Here is a 24,660-nt window from a genome sequence, read left to right on the forward strand (position 1 = left end):
AAGAAAGGGGAAACCCCTGAAAAATTTCCAAGCGAACGGCCTGGAAATGGTTATTTAACCTCAATTTGGGATAAGAAGAGAGAATGTAAATAGTTAACTTATTGTGATAAATAGAGTTACTGATAAATCTTTAAATTGAAAATATGTGCTCTATGCGTTCTGCTGCTAGTCGTAAAGAGGCATTGATTTCAGCAGCGGTCAGATAGGGTTCCAGATTCTTTCTGGCTTCTTTGGCTGTTTCAAGGTTCTGACAACTGGCTAGCGTTAGCCAGCAATAGGCGTGGAATAAACTTTTAGGTACGCCTTCGCCTTTAATAAACATTAACCCCAAATACATTTGCGCTTTAGCGTGCCCCTGCATTCCTGCTTTTCGGAACCATTTGGCACCCAGATAGTGGTTGTTTTCAACGTTAATATAGTGAACCGCAGTGGCAAATTGCTGCTCTGCCGTTTGAATAGGGGATTGTTTCTCAGAAGCTTCTTCAGTGCTTAATTCGTTTGGTGCAGATTGAGCCAGGGAAGTGCTCTTGTTTTCGTGTTGAGTAAGGTCGAGAGAATCTGCTTCAGTCTTCGATATTTCGACAACTTTTGATTGGTTGGATTGGCTGTTATGGTCGTTGGCATGGGGGCTGGAATACTCAGGTTCACCGGATTCATTAGAAGACGCCTGAGCTTCGGCTTCTTCTTCAAGTTCCAATTCTGGAACATCATGTGTATCGACAACTTCTTCAACTTCTAGAATATCGCTCTCGTCGAATTGCTCAACTGCTGAACTGTGTTGTGTCATATTGAACCTGTTGTCAACCTGTAGGATTACCTGATGTAGTTAATCTGCATTTTGCGCCAGATCTTTAATTCTAGGCGTATTTTTCTGATTTTTCTATGTTTGTGAGGAATGATGATTCTCGTTCTAATAAAATTGCCCGTGATTCACTCCCTGTGTTTTGGGAAGAAACAGGTTGGCATACATGCGAGACGCGAATTCGTCAGTCATACCGGAAATATAGTCTGCGATCACGCGTGCGCCTTTTCCTTGCGTATCTGCCAACATCCATCGTTTACGTGTGTTTTCTGGTAACAATCGTGCGGGATCGGAGTGGAATGCGGTGAATAACTCCATCACAACTTGCTGACCTTTATATTCCAACTGCTGGATTTCCGGTTTCTTGATCACTCGATTAAGCACAAATTCTTTAAAGACCTTGAGCGCTTTCTCTTCTGATTGCGGCATGACTGCGTTGTAGCGTAGTAGCGGTTCGGTAAAGTTAGGATCGGTTTGTTCAATACTAATGTGAGTGACGAAGTGATTGACCAAGGCGCCAATCGCATCTTTACGTTCGAAATGCTCCTGGCTAAACAGTTTGCTTTCCAGATGTTGAATGTTTTGTCCAAGCCATGAGTCTGTAATGGCGGTTAGCGGTTCCATAATTTCTTGTCGAAATTGCTTCTCTCTTACAATGCCCATGACAATGGCGTCTTCAAGATCATGGATGGCATAGGCTATGTCATCAGCCAGCTCCATGATCGAGCAATCAAAAGATTTAAATTGTGTTTTACCGTGAGCAGAGGCTTTGGGGTCTGCTTTGAGTGCCATAAAGTGTTGCTTATCGTTGTTGGATAACGGTGCTAACAGCCAGTCAAACGCTTCTTTGTCGTCAGAATACAGACCTTTTGGGGGGTACCAATCGTCGGCTTTAATATTGCGAAAATCGGGAATGTCGTTGGGAACGGTGGTGCGAGTCAGCTGTTCGATAAATCCCGGATATTTTATCAGGCCCAGAATGCTGCGTCGGCACAGGTTCATTCCATTTGCAGGCGTGTAAGGTTCTAATTTACTGACGATACGAAAGGTTTGCCCGTTACCTTCGAAGCCCCCGTTGTTGCGCATCATGTAATGTAAGGCAACTTCTCCACCATGTCCAAACGGAGGATGACCGATATCATGAGCCAGGCAAAGTGCTTCTAATAGTACAGGCTGTAAATCCAATTCTATTGCCAGATCGGGATATTTCGCTGCCAGCTGGCTGGCAATGCCATGGCCTATCTGTGACGCTTCAAGCGAGTGGGTTAGGCGAGTACGATGGAAGTCTCCAGTGCCCACTCCCAGAACTTGCGTTTTCGCCTGTAAGCGACGAAATGCAGCGGAATGAAGGATGCGAGCTTTATCTCTTTGGTATGCTGAACGAGTATCACCAGAACGTTGAGATTGATTTTCAAAACGTCGTTCTGACCAATGCTCTGCAATCATACTTTGCCTCCATAATGCGAATGTGCTGATTGAATATTAGTGTTTACAGCTTTCTGGGCTTTTTATTTAACCTGAAAATGGTTTAGCCCGAAAACTATCATTTTTCAGGCGGATAACCAAATAGATACCGTTGATAACTGAGATAAAACTTATGCGTTGTCAGGGTCTTCCAATGTAATCTCGTCCAAACTTAGCTCAAAGCTTGGAACATAGGTTTCCATAAAGTAACTGACTTCGTCTGACTGATAATTTTTCAGCAGGTTATCAAGGCGCTTTTTAGCAAGTTGAAATTCCTGATTGCCAGCAGAGAGTTCTTCCAGCGTTTTTAAATAAGCACAGATCACATCGGCAGCTTTAATGATGAACTTCTCATCGGGGTGGCAGTTGTCCTGATTGATGAGATCTGCATAGTCATCGTGAAATGCTTCTGGTGTCATATCAATCAGTTTTTGTTCTGCTATTTTTTCTATCTTTTTGTATTCATCCTGAATTGCTTTGTTGAAATATTTTACGGGGTTGGGAAGATCCCCCGTCAACACTTCTGATACATCATGAAACATGGCTAAGGTCGCGACTCTGTTTGCATCAAGTTCACCATTAAAAAAACGATTTTTAATCAACGCTAAAGCATGAGCTACCATGGCAACTTGCAGGCTGTGTTCCTGAACATTTTCACGATAAACATTACGCATTAAAGGCCAACGGTTAATGAGTTTCATGCGGGAAAGATGAGCGAAAAAATGACTATGTTTCATGTTGTCCTTGTTTGGGATAGCGTTGAGAGACTGAAGAGGAGCTAAGCCACTCTATTTTTAAAATGATTGCTGCTTAAGGGTAATACACTCGGGATTATCTTGTTAAGCCTTTAAACGTAAACTGTGCAAAACTTGTTTACATTCCTTATTTGATGTTGGTCTGAAAACGCTCTAATTTGCATAATAATTGTTCAAATTGTTTTGCGAGTGATATTCGATGGCTTTACCGTTATTAGGCTTGGGTGCTGCAATTGTTGCAGCCTATGCGGGAGGGAAAATATCCGAGAATAAACAAAAATCTGCTGGTATTGTGGGTGCATTCCCGGGCGAGACAAAGCTCCAGATTACGCCTGTTGATGGCGCCATCCTGATATGTGGTGTGTATGGTTTTTTTGAACATAGCGGCATTTGGTGCGATGGAAAAATCGTGGAATTAAAAGGTAACGGATTGGTTAGAGCGATTTCTCCTGAGCGATTTGTCGGTGAGCGTAGTGGCGACACTATTTATATCGCGGGTGATGCTTCGGGCAATCCTTTTGTTGGCGCTGAGGCTATGCAGCGCGCCGTAGCTGAGGTGTATCAGTATTATGATTATGATGTTATCAAGTGCAATTGCCATCAGTTTAGCTGGCGTTGTGTTTCTGGCAGTACGGAAGTATTGACTCGTTTTTCTGAATTAAACGCTAAACTTTCAAGCTATTTTTCCAGCCCTGTTTATTGGTATCCCATGTCATCCTGCTAAATTTAGTCCCACTTAAATGTGTATATAAAGTCGTTTTTTTAAACCGTTTTTGTATATGTCTGGCGTATTTCTTAACTTTAGACAAAGCTTATTTTGATTAAAAAGTGTTCGTGAGTGATGTTCGGGTTCTTGGTGGGTTCGAATTAAGCTTTGGAGGCATATATGCAATATAAGTTTTTACTTCAAAATATGAGTGAGAGTGATCAACTTCAAGCTGAGTTGGCGACGGTTGGGATCCATGATGATGACATTCATTTTGTTACCGAAAGAGCGGATGATTTTGCTGGGCATAATGTGCATGCCGCTTCGATATTTGAGGAGCGTGATTTAATTCATAGTTCTATACGAGGTGCTATCGTCGGTGTGTTTATTGGCGCAATAGTGTCTTTATTGGCTTATACGTTTCAGCCCTATGGCTGGGATGTGCAACCTATCAATATTGCATTGCTGGTTTTACTTTTCACCGGGTTTGGTGGTTGGCTTGGTGGGTTATTTGGGATAAGTCATCGCAATTATCGTATCAGCCAGTATGAGGATGAACTACAAGAAGGGAAAGCTATCATGCTGGTTTATACCGACAATGAACATGCAAGAGAAGCGAGACGTATCGTCGAACATTATCATCCAGAGGCTCAATACCTGGGACAGGACAGTAGTTTTGATAATCCTTTCAAGTCGCGAAAAGTGGCTGAATTGGAAGACTAGAAAATCAGTAAATGATGAAAAACAAAAAGGGTAAGCTAAATGCTTACCCTTTTTTCATGTTCAGAATTTATCTGAGTCTTTTCATTATTTAGAAGTGCGTCTACGCAACCATACTAATGGTAACAATAGTACAGAATACCAAGGCAATGTACCGCCGTTGTCCAATTTAACAGTAACTGGCTCTTGTGGTGTTACTGGTACATCGTTAACAGTCACATTGACACTTGATGTTGTGTAGTCAGTGCCATCGCTAACAGTTACCTGGAAGGTCAGCGTTGTTGCTGCAGAAACATCCGCAGGCGTGAAGCTCAACGTGGCAGTATTTGCACCAGACAAGCTTGCTGCTGGCCCTGCAGTTTGCTCCCACATATAAGTGTGAGTGTCATCTGCGTTTCTGTCTGTTACAGAAACAGACACAGAGCTGGTAGTACCTTCGTTGACTGAGATAGAGTCAGAAAGTGTCAGCTTAGGCGCTGAGTTATCACACGCAAATGTATCGCCAGCAACGACTTCGAAGAAAGCAGGGCTGATGATGTTATTGAATGTAACGTTGTCGATGTTCCAGCCGAAGTCTGCAACAGCGCCGTCAGACACAACGCGGAAGCGGAAACGTACTGTTTGACCGTTTAGGCTATCACCAAAGCTGATGGTTTCAGTATTACCTGCGAAGGTAGCAAGGTCACCATTAATACCAGTGTAAGTTTGACGGCCTGGTAGTTCAGACGCCAATTCACCAGTATAACCGTGTGAGAATTCACCACCCAGCTCGGTTACGTCAACCCACTCACCGCCGTTAACGCTGATTTCAACAACACCACCGTCGTAGCTTTGTTCTAACCAGTAGAAATGCCAGAAGCTGATGCTGAAATCTGGGCCATAGCCAACTTCTACCGATGTCGTTTCAACGGCAACATCAGATTGGAAGCTGTTGTTCACCAGGAACATTGTTTGTTCGCCCAGATTCTCCGAGTTGAAGATCTGGAAGAAGCCAGTGTTAATGGTATCCAAACTTTGAGTTGCTGCGGCTCTTTCACCACCAAAGATGACATTTTGTTTCAGGTCTGCCAGTGCTGCGATGGTTTCCATATCAGCAGTTGCTGAGTTGTTGGAAGGTGCAATAGGTGAGAAGTCCATGTTAACGGTTGTCGTAATCTTTTGAGCTTCAGGCTCAACAACATCGTCATTTTCAGCTAGCTCTGGGAAGGTGACTTCGATTTCCAGAGTGTCGGCTGTAGCAGCTTCATTTAGCGTCACTTTGATTGGAACGCTGATCTCTTCTGCAAACAGATCCAAATCGTCGAAATTAATGATGCCATCATTTTCGAAAGTAACATCTTGACCGCTAGTTACTTGTAATTGTGCAGTAATACCACTCAATACTTCGCTACCTGCGTTTTTGATAGTAACGGTGATAGTGCCAGTTTCGCCCACATCAAGGATGTTGTCGTTTGAGCAGTAGCCCATTGCAACGCCATCGTAGTTCTTGTCTAGAGCAACGCTGGAAGCTTCATAAGTTGAAAGTTGAGTTGCTGTTGACTCTTCAACGCCAGTCAATGAATTGCTGTTACGATCAGGTGATTTCGCACCGTAACCCATACCACGACGAGCGAAGGCAGATAATGCCAACGCATAATCAGCAGGATCGTTAGCATACATTGCAGCTAACAACGCATCACGAGCTTCAGTGTAAGTTGGAGCTACCGGAGTTAGTTTATAACCAGCAACCAGATAATCCGCCATACGTGTTTGGGCTGTTGCGAAGTCGTGAGCATTTAACATTTTCACGTAAACATCCCACAATACGGTTGCCCAGATTTCGCCTGGTGCGTGTGGAGAAGCTACGCTTGTTCCTGGAATAGGATCACCAGGAGTTGCACCTTCTTCAATATGCTGGAAGGTTAGAGGGTTGATATCCATATTAGGCGTGTAAGGAACACGTCTGATACCATAGTAGAAATCTTCTACATAGGTACCAGTAGCGTAAGGCACCATGAATTCAGCGTTGCCATCAATGTTACGGTCGCCATCTTTAACGATAAACATCATTGAGTGGAAGTCACTCCAGCCTTCGCCCATTGCGCGACCCTGGAAGTTACTTAAACCGTTAGCGTTACCAACTAGACGGTTTTGAATGTAGTGACCCCATTCGTGAGCAATGATACCGTTATCGAATGAAGAATCTTTTAGTGGGAAGTTGCTGAACATTTCAGCAGTAACAGTCTCATGGTTATCCAGTAATGCATAGATAGAATGACCTTCTTCATAGTTCAAGCCTACGCTCGGAATAGTCACTGTGCTATCAGAACCGCCCATTGGAGCTGGAGAACCATCATTGCTGTTATTAACAACGATAGCTGCAATTGCGCCTGCTTCTTGAGCGTGAAGCACTTTAGCTGTGAAAGTACAGCTACCACGGTCAATAATAGCGATCTTGCCTTGAATGGCTTCAGGGTTGACTAAGGCTTCACATGCGTCAGTCACTGAGCCACTGCTTACAGCATCACCATCGTCAACACGAGCAATTTCACCTGATAACAGGTCATACTGTGCAGGACCAAAAGAAGATAATTGAGTGCTGCTCAACAAGCCCAATGCTGGGTGAGAGGTAATAGTTAATGCCTGGTCTACACCATTGGTTGCATCTTTGTCATTGTACAAGTATTGCTGCATGCGAGGGCTAGCACCATCGGCAGGTGTGTACATGTTTGCGTTGTTCAAACCAGAGTAATCTTGTGCTTGAACTTCTAATGGATCGCCTTCTACACCACCACGACCATAGTTGCTTAACTGTGCGTTACCAGAGGCTTCGTCGAAGCCATGATCGTACCACCAGTCGTGCAAGAAGTTGTTAATGTAGAACATGTTTACAATAGCAGCTTTACCATTGGTCAGGTTAGACGCTCTGTTCTGATCGTTTAACTGGTAATCGAAAGTGCGAGGAGAAGTGATCTCGGCAGTGTAGTCACCATCGTTGAAACCTTGTGGTGCGATTACGTCAGCATAAGAGAATACGTTGTTACCAGAGGTAATGGTTGCATCTTCTTCCAACCATGGATCGTTGGTGCTGATTTTGCTGTAGTTAGAGACTGTACGCAAAGGTGCAGCCAATACTTCAGTTGGGTCAATACCTGGTTCTGCTTGTGGCAGAACATCACCGTGAGGGCCTTCCCATGGATAGCCGTCTTCGTTAGCGTACACACGATAGGTAAATTCGTTTGCATGTGCTACCTGATTATTACGGAATAACACTTTGCCATTGTTGGCTTGAATAACATAACTGTGGTTGATGCTATCCAGAGTTTCAGCTTGAGTAAGTGAAACTTCTACATAATAAGCGGCTTCCAGAGTGCCATTTACTTCATAAAATACTTTCTTGGCACGAGGTTCACCAGCAACCTGTAATTCACCTGATTGGCTGGCAATAGAGAATACTTTGTAATCGCCTTTGTCAGCAGACTGAGTCAGGCTAACATTGGCTTTGCCATGGCTTAAATCTGCAATGGCTTTTTGTACTGCGCTTTCTGCAGAGCCAAAGTTTGCCAACATGCTAAGTAGTTTATTAGCCGGAGCTTTGTTAGCGAAATATCCAGAGCCTGCAACCAGGTTGTATTCTCTGTCCATCATGACATTGTATTCTTTATTGAATACTTCAATGCCTTGAACCTGTTGACGATATTTTGCTACCACAGCACCGCGTTTGATGTCGTGCAAGTTTGCCAATACAGCTTGGTTGCCATCAGTGCTGTCGGCAGAAAAGCCTGTTAGGGCATTTAAATAATAGTTAGCGGCATAGGCTGTGCGCTGTTCTGGTTGAATCAAGGCTAAATCTGGTTTTGCTTGATTAACACCACCCCATACAAAGGTCGCTTTACCCAATTTAGAGTCAAACTGGCTTCGCATGCCTGTTTTAGTTTGTCGTTGAGCTAGTTCTTTTTGGAAAGCCAAGTCAGATTGGAATACTCGTTGAGTTGTGCTTGCCTGGTCGAAGTTTGCCGGAGAAACCAGTGTGCCGTTTGCAGCGTGGGCAGCTGAAGCAGAAAGTGCAGCTGTGACTAACGTTGCAACAAGTGTAGGACGGAACGTTTTCATTATATTTCCTTCAAATGTCATCTATTTTGATAAACGTAAAAGTGGCTTTCTATTTATGCTTAAGAATTTCAAAATCGGACGTGAAATTCAGGATAGGTAGAAACAGAAAATAGAACTCGCCATGTTACGGAGACTAACTTTACCTCGCGGTAATTCAGAAATGCAATATTACAGTTATATTTTTATTGGTATTCGAGAAACAAATTCAGCGTAAATTGTAATTAAATACGACAATGTATAAAAACCGCCCGTCCCAATAGATATTTTAGGTGATTATTCTAACCTCAAGTAATGCTGTATTTATTTTCGGTTAAGCTTGTTTTATGTAGCTTCTATTATACGGTCATCATAATTAATTTTTATTAATTCCCAAATCATTGAATAAAAACATTTATTCCAATTACATGCGGGTTGGATATGCAAATGTTTCATGGTTGTGGGCGTCGATAAATTAGCGTGAGAGTTATGGATATGAACAGGTTATTCTGGTTTTCTGGGTTAATGGCATTATGCGTTTTGCTGACGGCTTGTGAATCAAGCTCAACGTTGTCACAGGGGGATGATGCTGGGCGTGAAATAGCTAATGAAAAACCAGTGAAGAAAAATTCACAAAGGAAGTTAAGTGCTATGGGTAATGAGTTCAGTTTATTGATAAATAAAGGAAAGTTCCGTTATGGCGGTGGAGAGCTTCATGCTGGAGATCGGGTTTTTGATGTTCAATTAAATCAATGGGCTGTTGCAACTGGTGAGATTGTAGTTGTACTGCATGAAGATAATGAAGGCATTCTTCGGCAATATTTTGAAGCGCATAGCCAGCCTGTTTCATACCATAAACTGGCCAACGCTATTTATGGTTTGCGCTTTGACAAGTCTCAGGACTTACTTGTTCATTATCAGGTGTTACAGCAGAATCAATCGGTAAAGCAATTGGAATTGCAATTACGTTATGATGGTAACTCTGGCGATAAAGCCACTCGTGAATCGATGTGAATAAAGAATAATCGGACATGTATATTGATGAACTAATAAGAATATATATCATGTAGCGCGTCTTGAAATTTCCTTTTGTGATGAGGATCTGGTAAGACCATTTTAGTGTCTTTCGAATTAAGATTATGTCCGAAAGTAAATAGAGGACGCAGAGCTATTCTCTAGAATATTTTCTGTTGCATAACACTTCCAAATAACAATCGCATTAGAGGATGAATATTTCATATCCATGCAATCTTTGAGTGGCCTTTCACATTATATGGAAACAAATATCCTAATAAAAAAGAGAATTTAGGCTTTTTGTTTTTAGTTGTTGTTGCTTTGTTGATAAAAAGCAACATTTATTTTACATGCTTGCACTAACATAATCGCAGCTAAAATTCGCTTTCGATGTGAGTTCATTCGGGGACAAAGTTAATGCTTTGCTACCTTCTCACTTAACACCTAACGACAGTAATGAACTCACCTCTGGCACCCTAAGAGGCTAATAATGAAAACAAGAAATCATTTGTCCAATGTTGGGATAGCACATCAGGTAGAGATTATCTCTAATGGTTTGCTCGACATCCCCATGCTGCAAATTTTAAGTCCCGAAGGTCAGGTTCATGAAGCGGCTACCGAGCCCGCTCTTGATAAAGAAACCGCGCTAAAAATTTTCCACACAATGCAATATATCCGTGTATTGGATGAGCGCATGATCGCCGCTCAACGTCAGGGACGTATTAGTTTCTACCTCGCTTGTACTGGTGAAGAGGCAAGTACCGTTGCCAGTGCTGCAGCTCTAAGCCCTGACGATATGATCATGTCTCAATATCGTGAGCAGGGCGCGTTAGCTTACCGTGGTTATACCACGGAAGAGTTTATGAACCAGATGTTCAGTAACGAAAAAGAACCGAATAAAGGCCGTCAAATGCCTATTCATTACGGTGCTAAAGAACATAACTTTATGACCATTTCCTCTCCATTAGGCACTCAGATCCCACAAGCTTCTGGCTATGCTTATGGGCAGAAAATGGCTGGCAAAGAAGCCATTACCATCTGTTATTTTGGTGAAGGTGCGGCCTCGGAAGGTGATTTTCATGCGGGATTGAATATGGCGGCAGTATTGAACTGCCCTGTTATTTTCTTCTGCCGTAACAATGGTTATGCCATTTCAACACCTGCCGAAGAACAGTTCAAAGGTGATGGTATTGCATCACGCGGAATTGGCTACGGTATTAAAACCATTCGTGTTGATGGCAATGATTTTCTTGCTGTTTATGCGGCGACTCAAAAAGCGCGTGAAATCGCATTAAGCGAAAATTGCCCCGTGCTGATTGAATCAATGAGCTACCGTTTGGCTGCTCACTCGACTTCGGACGATCCAACCGGTTATCGCTCTCGTGAAGAAGAAGCCAAGTGGCGTGAGAAAGATCCTATTGCCCGTATGGCTTTGTGGCTGACTGCGAAAGGCTGGCTGGATGAAAAAGCCAACGAGAAAGAAGTTGAATCTATGCGTCAGGACGTTTTACAAGAACTTAAGCGCGTTGAACAGGTTCCGGTTTGTAAGATCGATGAAATCGTTAACGATGTATACGACCAAGTGCCTTGGCATTTGAAAGAGCAGTTGACTGAATTGAAAGAGCACATCAGTAAGTATCCAGAGCAATATCCTAAAACATCAGGGAGAATCAACTAATGGCGACGATGAATATGTTGCAAGCTGTCAACAGCGCCCTGATGACAGCAATGGATCAAGACGAACGCGTCATGGTTTTTGGTGAAGACGTTGGTCACTTTGGTGGTGTATTCCGTGCCACCAGTAATTTGCAAGAAAAGTTCGGCAAGGGCAGAGTGTTTAATACTCCGCTGGTAGAGCAGGGCATTATTGGTTTCGCCAATGGGTTGGCGGCGCAAGGCTCAGTCCCTGTTGCCGAGATCCAGTTTGGTGATTATATCTTTCCGGCCTTTGACCAAATCGTGAATGAAACGGCGAAATGGCGTTATCGTTCAGGTGGTCAATTTTCCGTGGGTACGTTAACCATTCGCACACCATACGGCGGTGGTATTTCTGGTGGTCTTTATCATTCACAATCGCCTGAAGCCTTTTTCTCTCATTGCCCCGGTATCAAGATTGTCACGCCTCGTAACCCATACCAGGCAAAAGGATTGTTGTTGGCTTCTATCAGAGACGACAATCCGGTTCTATTTATGGAACCCAAGCGTTTATATCGTGCGTCTGTCGGTGAAGTACCTGAAGAAGACTATCAATTGCCATTAGGCAAAGCTGAAGTGGTAAAAGAAGGTTCTGATATCACTTTGTTGGCATGGGGCGCTCAAATGGAAGTTATCGAAAAGGCCGCTCTTATGGCTGAGAAAGATGGCATTTCCTGTGAGATTGTTGATTTACGTAGCATTTTGCCTTGGGACGCAGAAACGGTTTGCGAGTCAGTGCAAAAAACAGGTCGTTTATTGATTAATCACGAAGCGCCACAAACCAGTGGCTTTGCTGCCGAAATTGCAACGACAGTACAAGAAAAGTGTTTTCTGTATCTGGAGTCGCCTATTGCGCGTGTATGTGGCCTTGATACGCCTTATCCTCTGGCTCACGAAAAAGAATACATGCCAGATGAATTCAAGACCTACGAAGCTATTAAGCGCACAATGAACTACTAGGTTGGGGTGAAACATGCGTAAAGATTTTATTTTGCCCGATATTGGTGAAGGTATCGTTGAATGTGAACTGGTTGAATGGTTAGTGGCTGAAGGCGACGATATTCTGGAAGACCAGCCTGTTGCAGAAGTCATGACCGATAAAGCGGTTGTGCAAATTCCTGCGATGTACTCCGGTAAAGTGGAAGAGCTTTACTACAAAAAAGGCGACATTGCCAAAGTGCATCAACCTTTGTTTGCCATGAATTTAGGTGGAGAGAACCTGGGTGACGATCAAGGTGAACAGGCAAATGGTGTTGCAGTGAATGGTGCTTCTGTTGCATCCAGTTCCAGCAATGCCTCGGCTCAAGCAGAGCAAGTGACTTCTACGGAACAAACTGCGAGCTCCATCGAAGATTTCATTCTGCCTGATATAGGTGAAGGCATTGTGGAATGTGAACTGGTTAAATGGCATATCAGCGAAGGCGATATGATCAGCGAAGATCAACCTGTTGCGGAAGTCATGACTGACAAAGCCATGGTTGAGATCCCTGCCAAATACTCAGGTAAGGTCGTTAAGCTTTACTATCAGCAGGGTGAAATTGCCAAAGTGCATACGCCTATGTACAGCCTTGAAGTGGCTGGTGGTGTTACTGGTTCAAATGCTCAAGCGCCAGCTCAGGCTAAACCAGTCCAAGCCTGTGCTAATCAAACCGCTCAAGTTCCAGCGAATACTCGCCCGGGTAAGGCATTAGCGAGCCCTGCGGTGCGTCGTCGTGCAAGAGAAATGGGCATTGATATTGCGTTGGTTGCTGGCAGCGGCAAAAAAGGCCGCGTAATGAAGGACGATTTGGTGAATTTCCAAAATGGTGGAGTGCAGGCATCAACTGCCAGCGCCACTCAGGAAACGCCAAAAGCAGTGACTTCAACACGAGGATTTACCTCAGGTGGCGTGCGCAAGGAGCCTATTCGTGGCGTGAAAGCGGCTATGGCAAAACAGATGACAGAATCTGTTTATACCATTCCTCATTTCAGCGTTAGCGATGAAGTGCACATGGATGCATTGATGATGACTCGTCAATTGCTTAAGCCGGATTTTGAAAAGCAGGACGTAAAGCTAACCTTTATGCCGTTTTTCATTAAAGCGATGTCGTTGGCACTGGAGAAGTTCCCCATTATCAATAGTCAGGTTAATGCAGATTGTACTGAAATAACCTACTTTGAAGACCACAACATTGGCATGGCGGTTGACTCGAAAATCGGCCTGTTGGTTCCCAACATTAAAGGCGTGCAGAACTTGTCTTTGATGGAAGTTGCCAAGGAATGTAATCGCATTATTGAGCAAGCCAGAGAAGGTCGCTTGGGGCAAGATGACTTGCGTGGCGGTACGATTAGTATTTCTAACGTGGGCGTGATCGGCGGTACGGTTGCAGTGCCGGTGATCAATAAGCCAGAATCTGCCATTGTTGCTTTGGGTAAAATTCAGCGTTTACCACGTTTTGATGAGAACGATCAGGTTAAACCCGTTAATATTATGCATATTAGCTGGTCTGGCGATCATCGTATTATTGACGGTGCTACCATGGTTAAGTTCAACAACTTGTGGAAGTCTTATATTGAGAATCCTCTGACAATGTTGACTGAATTAAGATAATTTCAACCGTAAATATGTATTTTAAAAGCCCGTTTCGACGGGCTTTTTGCTATCATGCCACTAACTTGTTTAACGCTGAACTAACGTTGAATTACCTGTGCCTCTATCCAATTTAAAACATTTCTACATTCCTGAAGAACAGTCGATTTATTTGCTGTCGCATAAGGATGCAAAAAAGCTCAAAGAATGGCTGCAACTCTGTATTGATCAGTTGCAAAGCCAGGGTTTTAAACAAATAAAAATGATTGGTAAGGGAGCCTTTGGTTTTGCTTTTGCTGGCTTGTCTCCAGATCTTCGGGAATTAGTCTTTAAGTTTTCTCGTCCGGATTTACCTCAACATGTTCAAGATAGATTAGAAGATGAAGCCTTCATGTTGAGCAATGTTGACCATCCTCATGTGCCCAGATTAGTTGAGTTTTTTCGTAAAAGTAATCAGTCCATTCTGGTGATGGAAAGAGCTCGCGGCGAGGATTTGGAAAAGGTTTCACTACGTCGAGGGCCGTTGGAACCGCGCCTTGTTGTCAAAATTGCCGCGCAACTTACCGACATTTTGCATACGCTACGAAGCTTTAGTCAGAACGATCATCTGAAACCCATCGTGCATGGGGATATTAAGCCATCCAATATTGTATTTGACGAAGAAAATGAACAGATCGGATTGATTGATTGGGGTTCTTCCGTGTTCGCACAGATGGATGCTGATGGGCAGTACGTGGCGAACAACATCATGGATTTAATGTCTGGCGATTTGCAGCAAACCAATGCCCGTTTGGGCGATGTTTATTTTATTGGCGAAGAGCAGCTAAACGGAGAATTGTCTTCGCCCAGATTTGATGAGCAGGGTATGGCGAGTACCTTGTACGCACTGGCTTCGGGGCAATCTTGTCGTTTTGGTAACCGGGTTATTCGCCCTAATTCTTTGGGCTTACCAAGGGAAATGGCAGAAGTGCTCAGCTTGATGTTGGGAGACGATCCTAAAAAGCGTCGAGAAGCCGGGGACTATATGATGCGCAATATGCGTTTTATGAAGAATATGGTGTTTGCCGAATTGCCTTATGTGTCGATGGCGACATTAATTCCTTCTCGTCATCATGCGGAATATAAGGAAATTGACACGGTTGTATACAGTTCGCGTAAGTCTTTCTTGCGCGAGGAAAACTATCATGCCGATTTGCATTATGTGAACGACGCACAGTTTGATCGCTATTATAAGAATTTCATGCAGGGTATGGGAGAAACGGAAAAAGCCTTTGTCTCGGAAGTTTCCAGACTGGGTAAATACCCTGTTGTGGGTGGAATTGTGGTGCGCTGGTCTGCTGATGGCGTGTACATTGATTCCAGTTTAAACCTGTATGATAAAAGCGTGAAATCGTCTTTTGATTCTTCGGTGAACAATGTGGTTCAACTGGCTCGTGCCATTCATCGAGAAGGTATATTCAAAAGCTGTATGTTTAACGCCCGTGACACTTTACATATTGATCGCGACGACGAGAATTGTCCCTTCATTCCCGAGCCAGGAATGCGTATCCCTTATGAAAAAAGTGCCGTGTCTACGGTAGATGATGAAAGCCGTATGCATTCCTATTTTGAAGATGGGGCAGATCCTGATGAGCTGTTGGCTTTGCCGGAAGAGATTATGGTCATTATTCGACAGTTGAATAACATTCATCATACCGGATGTATTATCTTTGAAGCCTTGGAAACGCACCTGAAAATCCATAGTTATTACAAGTTGCTGGATCTTGCCAGAGAGCATGAGTTTGAAGCTTGTTTGCGAAAGTTAGTGACCTTGGTTCCCAAAATTGAAGGGATCGGGATTTCAGGCTTCATGAAATTACCGTTCAAAGACACGCGCTTTTTTGAACATCAGGCTCATCTTCCGGATAAGTTTTATCCCCGAGATCCAAGAGGCTTGCAAAGCCGCACTTGATTTACTCTGATCCGCTATAATTTATCTCAAGATTTTAAGGTATGATGCGTGAGTTGTGAGTTGTGAGTGAAGGTGATTGCTTTTATGACTCGCAAGAAACAAGACTTGATTATGTACGGAGGTTTATTGTGCAAGAACCCAAGTTAGCTGAGCTGTTAACCCTTGAGAAGTTAGACGAAGGGTTTTATCGGGGAAAGAGTTGGGATTTGGGTTTTCGAGCCTTGTTTGGTGGTCAGGTGATGGGACAGTCTTTAGCGGCTGCTCAGTACACCGTTGCTGAAAATTTATCGTGCCATTCTTTCCATTGTTATTTCATTCTGCCGGGTGATGTTTCCGCGCCTGTATTGTATCAGGTGGAAAATGTTCGTGATGGTCGTAGTTTTTCAACTCGTCGAACCAAAGCGATCCAACATGGCAAGGTTATTTTTGATTCTATGTCTTCATTTCAGGTACAGGAAAAAGGCATGGAGCACCAAACTTTTCAATTACCCGATGATATTCCTCCGCCCGAGGACATTGAACCAGATATTAAGGGGATGGAACATCCCGATGCCAAAATATCCATGTCTTTACGTGAAAAGCTGATTTATCACAAACCGATTGATTTGCGTTCAGTGAAAAGCGCTACAAATTATAAAGATGCTAAGCGCTATACCTGGATGCGCTTAAAAGAACCAGTGGAGCATAATAATTTGATGCATCAAACGGCGTTGTCTTATGCGTCGGATTATCATTTATTGTTAACTTCACTTCAGCCTCATGGTGTTTCACCGAACGATAAAGACTTGCGTTTGGCGACCATTGACCATGCGGTCTGGTTCCATTATCCGCTCGATTTCAATGAGTGGCATTTGTACTGTGTTGATTCTCCTAGTGCAGGTGGGGCTCGCGGTTATGTGCGTGGTCAGTTTTTCGATCGTCACGGTAAATTGGTTGCTTCCACTACACAGGAAGGTTTGATTCGAATGGTGGGCGATAAAGCCATTAAAAGTTAATAAACGATTTAAGGAGTAAGTAGTGCTCTATTCTTTGGCAGATAAGAAAGTGCAAAAGGCTGAAACGGCCTATTGTGCCCCAGGCAGTCATGTAATTGGTGATGTTATTTTGGAGGCTCAAAGCAGTGTGTGGTTTAACGCTGTGGTGAGAGGGGATTGCGATACCATCACTATTGGTGAAGGAACCAATGTACAAGACGGTTCAATACTTCACACCGATCCGGGTTATCCACTTACTCTTGGCAAAGGGGTGACTGTAGGACATAAAGTAATGCTGCATGGTTGTAGCGTTGGTGATTATTCGTTGATTGGCATTAATGCCGTTGTGCTTAACGGTGCCAAAATTGGAAAACATTGTGTTATTGGCGCCAATGCTCTTGTGACCGAAGGCATGGAAGTTCCTGATGGTTCAATGGTAGTTGGAACACCCGGAAAAGTGGTGAAACAGCTTTCTGATGAGCAGAAAAAAGGCTTGGAAGCCTCAGCGAAACATTACATTGATAATGCCCAGCTGTTTATGAATTCACTAAAACCACAAGAGTAAAATCTCAATAGTAATACTGCCATTCGTCGGGAAGGCAAGTCTTTGCTTCCCGATGCATTCTGCACTTCTTTCCCTGGTTTTTATATTTCGCAAATTTCAGGCATAAAAAAACCCAGGAATGCGGGACATTCCTGGGCTAGGGGAATGGCTCAACAATAGAGCCGTGCGCTAACTAGTTTGATCTGGTGATCTACAAATGAGATCGGAAATCGTACCTAGAGCAGTAAGTGTAGCGCAAGTCGCTGGATTAAATAAACTATTTTGTTAAAAAAATTTTTATGAATTAATTTCAATGGGTTAAGGAATAAATCAAGCAAATCTCTCTAATTTTATCCACAATAAACACGCAAATTATTAACAGCTAGTGCGAGTAGTTATCCACTGTTTTCAGGCTTTGAGCGAGAATTATTCTGGAAATTGTGGATAACCTAATTTGGTGATTCAAGTCACTGTTTTTGATGATTTTTATTCATTGATACTTTGTTGTTCCGAATTTAGGCTTAACATTCGTTATTTTTCGCTTGTTATTTTCCCTGCTTTTATCCTGTTCGATTCTGAAAGTGAAACTGAAAACTTCGCAGCTTGCTTTCAGTCTCACGATAGGGAATAGTGTCCTGCTTAAAAAAATAACCGTTTTCCTGCATAAAGAGTGAAAGGTTGTTTTTGCATCTATTGGACACCAGTTTGAAACAAAACAGTGTCGATTAACACACCAGATCTAACAGACGTTTCAGTGCTTGTTGCCACTGACCATGAAGATCGATACGTAGATTTGCATTATGATAAAAATTCAAAAAAATCTAACCAATACGTTCTATGCAATCCTGAGTCTTCCTTCTACAGCGATGGGGTTTGCACTTTCGGTACAAATTGCAGCGCTAAGCTGGATATTGACCACCCAATATAACCTCGATGTTCATGAAGTCGGCATTGTTTGGGCGGCAGGGCCTATTGCCGGTATTCTCGGACAAGTCATTATTGGGGTGATTAGTGATAATGTCTGGTTGTGGGGCGGGCGTCGCCGACCTTTTATCTTAATTGGTGGCGTGTTTGCTGCACTTGCAATGTTGGCTTTACCTAACATTGATATTATTTCTGCTTCCCTTGGTTTGGAAGGCATTCTTGGGGTCGCTATTGCCGTGGCTTTGGCATTGGATCTTTCGGTTAATGTCAGTTTTAACCCGACACGTAGCATTATTGCGGATGTCACTCCGGAAGGATATGAACGCACCAAGGGTTACACCTGGATGCAGACCATTTCCGGTACGTTCGGCGTATTAGCATATGGTATCGGTTCTTTCTGGAACAACTATGCCCTGATCTATTTTGCTGTTGGGCTGGTTTTTCTGTTTTCTATCCTGCCATGCTTTTTTATTGAAGAGCCGAAAGAAATTAAAGCCAGCCATGAATATGCTGACATGGAGCACAAACCCTTTTCATTTCTGGATGGCATGATGATTATCAAGCCGTTATGGGGCTTTTTGATCTACGGTATGTACGCTTTGGTTGCGCGTATTGCTGATGTGCATTTTGAACACTTATGGATAGAAGCGGTGAGTTTCGTCATTACCGTCTATTTTGTGGCTCAAACCTTGATGACCAAAGAAGATGGTGATCAGGCAATCCATAAAGCACACATCGGTTTTCAGAAGGTGTTAGCGGCTCATTCGTTTACCTGGGTGGGCATTCAATCCATGTTTATTTACATGGTGGCTTTTGTGAAATACAACCAGCCTGAGTTGGGTGATGATGATGTGGGCAGCGTGGTTAACATCTCATTTCTGATTTTGTCTCTTATTTCTGCAATATTGCCCGTACTTGCGTTACAGCCTTTAGCGAAAAAACTCGGCAGCGTTAAAACCCATGCTTATTGCATCGCGTCGATGGCTGTGGGTTATTTGATGTTGTCTCAGGTCGGCTTTAATTCCACCACTATTTATATTGTTATGGCAGTGCTGGGCATTGGTTGGGCGGCGACGATCAGCTTGCCTTTTGCCATCATGTCGCAAAAAGTGGAGCAGTCGAAAATGGGCTTGTACATGGGCTTGTTTAACTTGTCCGTTGTTTTGCCTCAGTTAGTTGCCAGTTTGGGCGTAGGCTTGGCTGTAAGTAGAATTGAGAACAAGAGCGTTGTGTTTCTAATTGCCGCAACCTGTTTGGCGATATCAGCTATTAGTTGGTTTACGGTAAAAGAAGAGCAGGTCGACTAGTCTCGTTTCGCGTACAAAATTGGTGGTGCTGCTAGCGTTAGAATCAATGACTTCCAACTATAACTTGCTGTGAATACGTATGCAGAAGCTTGTTAGGAAAACTTGATTTTCAGTAGACTGGGTTCATGAGTATTAACCCAGTCTGTGCTAGTACGTGTTTATCTTACACTTCCACTAGATTTCTCTGGTATACCACCCGTTCAGGATCCCAATCATGAGTCAATTTCGTTCCTCGTTTGCTGCTTTCTTGTGTCTTTCGTTTGCTTTTTGTAGTTTTCAATCATTAGCCAAAACCGTGTCGGCGACTTCTCCTGATGGCAGTCTCAAGGTAGAAGTGAACGATCAGGGCAATAGCGCTCATTATCGAGTGATGAAAGGCAATGAAGAGGTGGTCGCTAATTCTCAGTTAGGGTTGGTGTTTGCCAAACTTCCCGAGTTTGTCGATGGTTTCAAAATCAAGACTCATAAAACCAGTAATGCTAACAGCGTTTGGCAACAACCTTGGGGTGAGAGAAAACAAGTTGTTGATCATCATAACGAGCTACTGGTGACATTTTCTTTTCAAGGTGAGAAAAGCGCCGTTAACCGTTCTAAGCATGAATTTTCTGTGCGTTTTCGAGTGTTTAACGATGGTATAGGTTTTCGTTATGAGCTGCCTAAATTAGGCGATGTTGATCAGGTAACAATTGTTGATGAGCAAACCGAATTTCGTCTAAATCCTGAATCGACTTCCTGGTGGATCCCGGCACGAGGTTGGAACCGCTATGAGTTTATATATAAGAAAACGCCAATAAAAGAGTTGGATAGGGTAGAAACCCCTTTCACTGCACGTTTACCCAGCGGCACGCATATCAGTATTCATGAAGCTGCGTTGGTGGATTATGCTGCATTTTCATTGGATCAACGTCGTGACGGTGTACTGAAAACCGACTTATACCCTTGGTACGATGGCACTAAAGTGCATGCCAAGCTACCGATGAAGTCTTCCTGGCGTACCATTCAAATTGGCAATAAAGCCGTTGATTTGGTTAATTCCAGTTTGATCCTAAACCTGAATGAACCTAATCAGTTGGGTGATGTGTCGTGGGTTAAGCCGGGTAAATACATTGGTATTTGGTGGGCGATGCATTTGGCTGAAAAAACCTGGGGTTCAGGTGAAAAGCACGGTGCTACAACTGACGAAACCAAGCGTTATATCGACTTTGCCGCGCGTTATGGATTTGATGGTGTGCTGGTGGAAGGTTGGAATATCGGCTGGGATGGCGATTGGTTCTTCAATGGTGATTTGTTTAGCTTTACTCAAAACTATCCCGACTTTGATATTAAAGAGTTGGCTAAATACGCTAAATCCAAAGGTGTGAAGTTAATAGGACATCATGAAACGTCAGGTGCTGTGACCAATTATCGCAATCAAATGCAGGACGCGCTGGATCTGTATCAAAAGCTAGGTGTTGAACAGATTAAAACAGGCTATGTTGCCGATGGTGGACGAATCAAGCGTGTCGATGATAAAGGCATTGTGCGCCATGAATGGCATCATGGACAGTTCATGGTTAATGAGTATTTGTACAATATTAAAGAAGCGGCAAAACGCAAAATCAGTATTAATACTCACGAGCCTATTAAGGATACCGGACTAAGAAGAACATACCCTAACTGGATTAGCCGGGAAGGTGCCAGAGGACAGGAATTCAATGCCTGGGGCTCTCCACCTAACCCGCCTGAACATACTGTTGTGCTGACCTATACCCGCATGTTGTCGGGGCCAATGGACTTTACTCCCGGTATCTTTGATGTTGCTCCAAAAGGGCTTTATGAATGGAATCGTGTTAATACAACAGTGGCAAAACAATTAGCCCTTTATGTGGTACTCTATAGCCCGATTCAAATGGCGGCGGATTTGCCTCGTAACTACAGCAAAGACTTGGCTGCATTTCAGTTTATTCAAGATGTCCCTACCGATTGGGAGGAAAGTATCGCTCTGGATGGCGAAGTGGGGGAATACGTTGTGTTTGCTCGTAAAGAGCGTGATGGCTCCGACTGGTACGTTGGTGCTATTACTGATGTACAGGGAAGAAAGATTGAACTGAATACGGACTTTTTAGATGAGGGGGCAACTTACGAAGCTCAGATTTATCAGGATGGTAAAGACGCGCATTGGAAACATAATCCTTATCCCGTTGATGTAAAAAGAATAAAAGTAAATAAAAACGATAAAATGATGTTGCATTTGGCGGCGGGCGGCGGCACTGCTATTCGCTTTAAAAAGCTGTAAACAGACTTGTTCTGTTCCCAAGTTGTAACTGTTTAGTAGGAGCTATATATGCAAAAAACCAAGCCCGAGTTGAGCTTTTTGCAAATCTTTAATATGTGTTTTGGCTTTATGGGGATCCAGTTTGGATTTGCCTTACAAAACGCAAATGTGAGTCGTATCTTTGAAACATTGGGTGCTGACTACAATAATCTGGCTATTTTATGGATTGCCGCACCTATAACAGGCTTGATTGTTCAGCCTATTATTGGGCACATGAGTGACAATACCTGGAACCGTTTGGGGCGTCGTCGTCCTTACTTTCTTTGGGGCGCATTAGCGGCTTGTGCGGCGCTGATTGTTATGCCGAATTCTCCTTATCTGTGGATGGCGGCTGGGATGTTATGGATCATGGATGCGTCAATTAACGTGTCGATGGAACCTTTCCGAGCGTTTGTTGGTGATATGTTACCCAAGCAACAACGTGCAACGGGTTATGCCATGCAAAGCTTTTTCATTGGCATTGGCGCTACAGTGGCCTCTGCCATGCCTTATGTTTTCGCCGAATATATGAATGTTAGTAACACGACGGCTGCAGGTGAGATCCCGGATACGGTAAAATATTCTTTTTACTTTGGTGCGGTGGCCTTTTTCCTGGCGGTGTTGTGGACTATCGTCTCGACCAAAGAATATTCACCTGAACAACTTCAAGCCTTTGAAGACGCTGAAAAAGAAGAAAATCCGCACAATGCTGGTCATGAAAGTACCGTTCGTTCTGCTGAAAAATATATTCGTGCGGGCGCGACCTGGACGGTAGTTGGCGTTGCTGTATTTACTATTATTAAGAGTTTTCAGGACAGCCTGGATAAACAATTGTTTATTCTTGCCGGTCTTATTTTCTTTTTTGGTATTGCGCAGTTGGTGGCAGGGTTTTTGTCTCGCAATAAACCAACGACTAATGCCTTTAATTCTATGATGAATGACCTGTTTTCCATGCCTGAAACCATGAAACAGTTGGCGTGGGTGCAGTTCTTTTCCTGGTTTCCGTTGTTTGCCATGTGGATTTATAGCACTTCGGCAGTTACCTCATATCACTACGGTAGCTCCGATGTGACCAGCGAGCTTTATAATCAGGGCGCTAATTGGGTTGGTGTGTTGTTTGGAGCCTACAATGGTTTCGCAGCCATTGCCGCTATTATTATTCCAATTTTGGTGCGCATGACTAATCTGCGTATCGCTCACTTGATTAACCTGGTATTGGGTGGTGCTGGTTTGGCTTCCTTCATGGTGATTAAAGATCCGCAATGGCTGATTCTTTCCATGGTGGGAGTGGGCTTTGCTTGGGCATCTATCTTATCGGTTCCTTATGCATTATTAGCGAATGCCTTACCGAACAATAAGATGGGCATTTACATGGGGATATTTAACTTCTTCATTACCTTGCCACAAATTCTGGCAGCCAGCATTTTAGGCTTTATGGTCAGTGTTATCTTTGATAACCAACCTATTTATGCCTTGCTTATTGGTGGCATTAGTATGGTCATCGCAGGCTTGTTGGTATTGAGAGTGAAGGAAACGTCTTAAGCTATACTTGGCTTGAATCAGGAATTCACCTGTTGTGTTTGTTACATAACAGGTGAATTTAATAAGAACAACGTCCTCGAAACGCCTTTCTAAATTTCTTCTTCATATAATCGATTTTTAACCTGCTGTTCCAACGCTATATCACTAGATTCAGTTGAACCGCATGAGCGTCGGATAACAAGTTCCCCCGGAATGGAAATACTGCTGGCGGGGATTTTCTCGATAAGCTGTACCAGCGTGTTCACCAGATATTCTCCGGCAAGTTGGGTATTTTGCCTGATGGTAGTGAGGGGCGGGCTGGTAAATCGGGATAGTGGAATATTGTCGTAACCGACCAGGGCGACGTCTCTTGGCACTTTGATTTTGCTTTCTTGCAGGGCGCTTAATACACCAACGGCGATAAGATCGCTGGCACATACAATCGCATCAAATTTTTCACCCGATTCAATCAAGGCTTTGCCCACATTGTAGCCAGACGTTTCGGTGGAAACGGCATCCCAATGCCGCGGTGTTTTGTTTTTGGGTAAGGTGCCAGAGGCCCTTAAGGCATCTCTAAAACCGTTAAATCTGTCTAGAAATTCGGGGCTGCGATTATCTGCGCCACCGATGAAAACAAAGTGCTTATAGCCTCTTTGCAGTAGATGCTCTGTGAGAATTCGACCACCGTTGTAATTGTCTCCGCCGATGGTGATACCCGGCGTTTCATCATTAATGGCTCCCCAGCGTACATAATGAGTGCCTTGTTCAACCAGTTTGGTGAGTTTGTCTTTGTAATCTACAAAGTCACCGTAACCCAATAAAATAATGCCATCGGCTTTATGTGTATCTTCAAAGTCGGCGTGCCAGTCATTACTGAATTGTTGAAAGGATATCAACAAGTCATAGCCTGCATTCGCAGATGCTTTGGTGATACTGCCTAGCATGGATAAGAAGAATGGGTTGATCATGGAGTCGTCTGAAGTGGGATCTTCAAACAGCAATAAGGCGATGGTTTTACTCTGTTGCTGGCGCAAATTACTGGCGTTTTTATCGACCTTGTAATTGAGTTGTTTGGCGATGGCCTTGATTTTATTGCGTGTTTCTATGCTAACTAATGGGCTGTTGCGCAACGCTCTGGAAACGGTCGATTGCGACACGCCTGCCATATGTGCAATGTCAAAGGAAGTGGCTTTGTCTTTCATCATTTAATACTGCGGTTTGTTTTTATTGGAAACAACATCTCTGAAATAACAAAGGGTACAATTGCACTTAAATATCCCGATAACATCTTGTCGCGAAAGTGCTTGTTATAGTTCTTATAACTAAAGCTTGTAACACAAAGAGCATGTTAAG

Annotated in this window: 17 protein-coding genes; 12 read left to right on the forward strand and 5 right to left on the reverse strand. The window is 43.4% G+C overall.

What is annotated here, in order from left to right:
• Positions 1-130 precede the first annotated feature (130 nt).
• The 3 genes from KIH87_RS08155 to yfbR all read right to left on the reverse strand — a co-directional run bounded on the left by KIH87_RS08155 (position 131) and on the right by yfbR (position 3,003).
• Positions 131-787 carry a tetratricopeptide repeat protein gene (locus KIH87_RS08155; protein WP_232361036.1) on the reverse strand — a complete coding sequence of 219 codons (657 nt, stop codon included), beginning with the start codon at positions 785-787 and terminating at the stop codon, positions 131-133.
• A gap of 123 nt (positions 788-910) precedes the next feature.
• The gene (locus tag KIH87_RS08160; protein ID WP_232361037.1) at positions 911-2,248 is read right to left on the reverse strand and encodes an anti-phage deoxyguanosine triphosphatase; all 1,338 of its coding nucleotides are present in this window, start codon (positions 2,246-2,248) and stop codon (positions 911-913) included.
• A gap of 149 nt (positions 2,249-2,397) precedes the next feature.
• Entirely contained in the window at positions 2,398-3,003 is a 606-nt protein-coding gene (gene yfbR, locus KIH87_RS08165) for a 5'-deoxynucleotidase (RefSeq protein WP_232361038.1), read from the reverse strand.
• 217 nt (positions 3,004-3,220) lie between these two features.
• Here yfbR and KIH87_RS08170 point away from each other — a divergent pair, with 217 nt between their 5' ends.
• Both KIH87_RS08170 and KIH87_RS08175 read left to right on the forward strand, forming a co-directional pair.
• Positions 3,221-3,745 (forward strand): hypothetical protein, encoded by a 525-nt coding sequence (locus KIH87_RS08170; RefSeq protein WP_232361039.1) that lies wholly within the window; start codon positions 3,221-3,223, stop codon positions 3,743-3,745.
• A 162-nt stretch (positions 3,746-3,907) separates the two neighbouring features.
• Positions 3,908-4,450: a hypothetical protein gene (locus KIH87_RS08175; RefSeq protein WP_232361040.1), complete on the forward strand. Its 543-nt coding sequence runs from the start codon at positions 3,908-3,910 to the stop codon at positions 4,448-4,450.
• Between the two features lie 84 nt (positions 4,451-4,534).
• Here KIH87_RS08175 and KIH87_RS08180 read toward each other — a convergent pair whose 3' ends face one another.
• Positions 4,535-8,539, reverse strand: a complete 4,005-nt coding sequence (locus KIH87_RS08180) for a rhombosortase-dependent M36 family metallopeptidase (RefSeq protein ID WP_232361041.1) — start codon at positions 8,537-8,539, stop codon at positions 4,535-4,537.
• A 471-nt stretch (positions 8,540-9,010) separates the two neighbouring features.
• Between KIH87_RS08180 and KIH87_RS08185 the strand changes: the two genes are divergently transcribed.
• The 10 genes from KIH87_RS08185 to KIH87_RS08230 all read left to right on the forward strand — a co-directional run bounded on the left by KIH87_RS08185 (position 9,011) and on the right by KIH87_RS08230 (position 23,328).
• Positions 9,011-9,529 (forward strand): hypothetical protein, encoded by a 519-nt coding sequence (locus KIH87_RS08185; protein ID WP_232361042.1) that lies wholly within the window; start codon positions 9,011-9,013, stop codon positions 9,527-9,529.
• Between the two features lie 490 nt (positions 9,530-10,019).
• Positions 10,020-11,207: a thiamine pyrophosphate-dependent dehydrogenase E1 component subunit alpha gene (locus tag KIH87_RS08190; RefSeq protein ID WP_232361043.1), complete on the forward strand. Its 1,188-nt coding sequence runs from the start codon at positions 10,020-10,022 to the stop codon at positions 11,205-11,207.
• On the forward strand, positions 11,207-12,184 hold the full coding sequence (locus tag KIH87_RS08195) for an alpha-ketoacid dehydrogenase subunit beta (protein WP_232361044.1): 978 nt from the start codon (positions 11,207-11,209) through the stop codon (positions 12,182-12,184). The genes KIH87_RS08190 and KIH87_RS08195 overlap by 1 nt, the downstream gene beginning before the upstream one ends.
• Positions 12,185-12,197: 13 nt before the next feature.
• Positions 12,198-13,814 (forward strand): dihydrolipoyllysine-residue acetyltransferase, encoded by a 1,617-nt coding sequence (locus KIH87_RS08200; protein WP_232361045.1) that lies wholly within the window; start codon positions 12,198-12,200, stop codon positions 13,812-13,814.
• A gap of 97 nt (positions 13,815-13,911) precedes the next feature.
• Complete coding sequence (locus KIH87_RS08205) at positions 13,912-15,744, forward strand: serine/threonine protein kinase (protein WP_232361046.1); 1,833 nt, start codon at positions 13,912-13,914, stop codon at positions 15,742-15,744.
• Positions 15,745-15,872: 128 nt separating this feature from the next.
• On the forward strand, positions 15,873-16,739 hold the full coding sequence (locus KIH87_RS08210) for an acyl-CoA thioesterase (protein WP_232361047.1): 867 nt from the start codon (positions 15,873-15,875) through the stop codon (positions 16,737-16,739).
• Between the two features lie 22 nt (positions 16,740-16,761).
• The gene (locus KIH87_RS08215) at positions 16,762-17,283 is read left to right on the forward strand and encodes a gamma carbonic anhydrase family protein (RefSeq protein WP_232361048.1); all 522 of its coding nucleotides are present in this window, start codon (positions 16,762-16,764) and stop codon (positions 17,281-17,283) included.
• Positions 17,284-18,062: 779 nt separating this feature from the next.
• Entirely contained in the window at positions 18,063-19,493 is a 1,431-nt protein-coding gene (locus KIH87_RS08220) for an MFS transporter (protein WP_232361049.1), read from the forward strand.
• Positions 19,494-19,707: 214 nt separating this feature from the next.
• A complete protein-coding gene (locus KIH87_RS08225) occupies positions 19,708-21,768 on the forward strand; it encodes a glycoside hydrolase family 97 protein (protein ID WP_232361050.1) in 2,061 nt (686 codons plus the stop codon).
• 48 nt (positions 21,769-21,816) lie between these two features.
• Positions 21,817-23,328, forward strand: coding sequence for an MFS transporter (locus tag KIH87_RS08230; RefSeq protein ID WP_232361051.1), 1,512 nt, complete (start codon positions 21,817-21,819; stop codon positions 23,326-23,328).
• A gap of 89 nt (positions 23,329-23,417) precedes the next feature.
• Here KIH87_RS08230 and KIH87_RS08235 read toward each other — a convergent pair whose 3' ends face one another.
• Complete coding sequence (locus tag KIH87_RS08235; protein WP_232361450.1) at positions 23,418-24,509, reverse strand: LacI family DNA-binding transcriptional regulator; 1,092 nt, start codon at positions 24,507-24,509, stop codon at positions 23,418-23,420.
• Between the last annotated feature and the right edge of the window lie 151 nt (positions 24,510-24,660).

The sequence above is a fragment of the Paraneptunicella aestuarii genome (assembly GCF_019900845.1).
In the GTDB taxonomy this organism is placed as follows: domain Bacteria; phylum Pseudomonadota; class Gammaproteobacteria; order Enterobacterales; family Alteromonadaceae; genus Paraneptunicella; species Paraneptunicella aestuarii.